This is a genomic window from Polaromonas sp. (genome assembly GCF_031411155.1).
Lineage (GTDB): Bacteria > Pseudomonadota > Gammaproteobacteria > Burkholderiales > Burkholderiaceae_C > Polaromonas.
On record NZ_JANOAL010000146.1, the window covers coordinates 1 to 3169 of the forward strand.

The window sequence follows — 3169 nt, forward strand, 5'->3', positions numbered from 1 at the left end:
GCCTCATCCGCGCCGCCACTTCCCGCCCCAGCTCAATCACCGCCATGGCGTAGTAGCTGCTCCAGTTGTAGCGGGTGATGGCGTAAAAGTTATCGGTGCCGGCCACGTATTGCGGTGCTTCCGCGCCGTTGAGCAATTCGATCAATGCCAGTGGCCCCTGGTGCTGCAGCGCGGGGCCTTCGAGTACCGCGCCCTTGGCGGTGAAACTGGCGACGCTTAAGGTTGGCAATATGTCGGGCGCCATCAGGGCGTCCAGGTCCAGGCGGCTGGTGTCAAAACTGACCGGGTAGTGGGTGGGCATGCCGGGCTGCCAGTTGAAGGCCTTGAAGTAGTTGGCGACCGAGCCGATCACGTCGGCCGGGCTGTTCCACAGGTCAATCGTGCCGTCGCCATCGAAATCGACGGCGAATTTGACGCGGCTGGAGGGCATGAACTGCGGCATGCCCATGGCGCCGGCGTAGCTGCCCCTGGCGTCAAACGGGTTGCTGCCGAGCCGGCTTTGCAGGGTTAAAAACTGCTCGATCTCGCCCTTGAAATACTCGCTGCGCTCCTGCGCGCGCGGGTGACTGGCCGGAAAGTCAAAGGCCAGCGTGGTTAGCGCATCCATCACGCGGAAGGTGCCGGTGTCGCGGCCGTAAATGGTTTCGACGCCGATGATGCCGACGATGATGTCGGCCGGCACGCCATATTCTTTTTCGGCGCGCTCCAGGCTGGCCTGGTTGGCGCGCCAAAAGCGCGCGCCGGCCTCGATGCGGATGGGGTCGATAAAGCGGCTGCGGTAGGCGCGCCAGTTTTTGACAAAGGCCTTGGTAGGCGGCTGCATCAGGCGCGACACGGTGGCGCTGTAGCGCGACTGGCCGATCGCATCGCGCACCCAGTCCGGGTCCAGGTCGCGCCGGCTGGCCAGATCGTCGGCAAACTGCATGGCCTCGGCGCGGCCCGAATACAACGGACCCTGCGCTGGCGTGGCAGCGCCATTGGCCGCTTTTTTGAGGGGTTTTAGGTCGCCAGCCCAAGCAGAAGCTGCGATGGCAGCTATAAAAAACATAGCAAAACAGAAACGGTGAAGTGGCATGAAAAGAAGTAAAAAATGGGGGTGGCGCGATGGGCGGTGTAGCAGGCAATTTTACGCAGGCCAGCTGAGCTGGCTGAATTGCTGACGCAGTTGCTGCAGGCTCGCTGCCGTGGTGGCCGATGCCGGTGCATAGCGCTGCAGCTCCAGCTGCATCAGCCTGTCATGCAGCGGCTGGGCCTGATTGCCGCCGTGGCCACCGTACCTGGCCTGAACCTGCCGGGCCAGCTGGCGCGGCGAACTGGCGGCGGTGCTTTCAATACCGGCCTGGGCCAGCCGCTTGCGCGCCTTGGCCAGCAGGCGCAGCCAGGGGTCGTGCTGGCTGCGGTCCCACAGCGTCCAGGCGGCGCCCAGCAGCGCGGCCAGCACGATGAGGCCGATCAGCACATAGCTGAGGTCGGCCCAGCTCGGCGACTCAAAACCGATGTCTTTGAGCAAATTGAGCTGCTTGCCCTGGGTGTAGTTCAGCACCCACTGGTTCCAGCCGTTGTTGACCGCTTCCCAAGTGGCGCGCAGCTGGGCCGCCAGCGTCGGGCTGAAGTTGCCCAGCGCCTGGGCCACCACGCCTTGCGGTGCGGCCAGCCGCTGGAAGGCGCCGGTGCGCCCCGGCGCCACCGCCGAGGTCGGGTCGACCCGCACCCAGCCCTGGCCGGCCTGCCAGACTTCGGCCCAGGCATGGGCGTCGCTTTGCCGCACCACCCAAAAGCCGTCCACGGCGTTTTGCTCGCCGCCCTGGTAACCGGTGACGATGCGCGCCGGAATGTTCATGGCGCGCATCAAGATCACAAAGCTGGAAGCGATGTGCTCGCAAAAACCTTGCTTGCGGTCAAACCAGAACTCGTCGGCGGTGTGCTGGCCGTACACGCCGGGGTCCAGCGTGTAGCTGTAGCCGCCGGTGCGCAGGCGCTCCAGCACGGCCTGCACCAGCCGGGCGGTGCTGGCCCCGGCCTGGCGCGGGTCCTTGCGTATCTCGCTGGCCAGCGCCAGCGTGCGCGGGTTGAATCCCGCCGGTAACTCGACAAACTCGCGCAGTCCCACCTCCGCCTGGACCGGACCGTGGCGAAAGTTCGGGTAGCTCTGTACCTGGTAGCGCACCAGCTCGGTGATGGGGCGGTTGGCAAGCCACTGCAGGTCGTCCTGCATCGCGCTCTGGTAGCCCGGCAGCACCGGGCTTTGCGCGGCCGCTTCCATCACCATCAGCCAGGGCCGGCTGGTGGGTTCCATGGTGACTTCGTAGTTGACGGGGGCGCCTGAGATGGCCAGATTGGCGCTAACCCCTTTGCCGCCGTATTGCGCCGCGAAACCGAAGCGCGGCACCCGCCATTCGCGGCCATCAAAGCTGGAGAGCACCGGGCCGCGGAAATACAGGTCCCGCTGCGGCGGCGGCTTGCCCTCAAACTTGATGCGCAGCGCCACGCTGTCGTCCAGCGCCAGACTGGCAATGGTGCCGACCTGCATGTTGGCACTCAGGCCGCTGCGCCCGGTCATGGCATCGCTGGGCACACCCCACAACGGCGCCATGCGCGGAAACAGCAAAAACAGCACCACCATGATGGGCGCACCCAGCAGCGCCATGCCGCCCGCCGTTTTTGCCGCCTGCAGCAGCGGCGGCTTGCCGACCGGCATGTGGGCGTTGACCAGCACCGTCAGCAGCCCCAGCAGGCCCAGCAACATGCTGAAGGCGGTGAGCAGCGACTGCGAGTAGAAAAAATTGCTCAGCATGCAGAAAAAACCGAGGAAGAACACCACAAAGGCATCGCGACGTGCGCGCAGCTCCAGGGTTTTCAGCGTCAGCAGCACCACCAGCAAGGTCACGCCGGCATCGCGCCCGAGCAGGGTGCGGTGCGTCATCAGCGTGCCGGCAATGGCCAGCGCCAGCAGGGCGACCAACCACCAGCGGCTGGGCAGCGGCCGGGCATGGAGCGCCAGCCAGCCGCGCCAGACCAGCACCGTACCGGCCAGTGCGCTGCACCACAGCGGCAGGTGGGCGGTTTGCGGCAACAGCAGCCAGGCGATGACGGCCAGCAGGAACAGGGTGTCGCGGGCGTCGCGGGGCAGGTTGCGCAGCGCGGGCAGGGCGTTGAGGCGGGTCAGCAT

The 3169-nt window shown here is 66.0% G+C and carries 2 protein-coding genes; both read right to left on the reverse strand.

The window, feature by feature from the left end; translation table 11 throughout:
* A partial coding sequence (gene mltB / locus RMO23_RS09805) for a lytic murein transglycosylase B (protein ID WP_309680945.1) occupies positions 1-1075 on the reverse strand: 1075 nt, incomplete at its 3' end.
* A 51-nt stretch (positions 1076-1126) separates the two neighbouring features.
* Positions 1127-3169, reverse strand: a complete 2043-nt coding sequence (locus RMO23_RS09810) for a DUF3488 and transglutaminase-like domain-containing protein (RefSeq protein WP_309680947.1) — start codon at positions 3167-3169, stop codon at positions 1127-1129.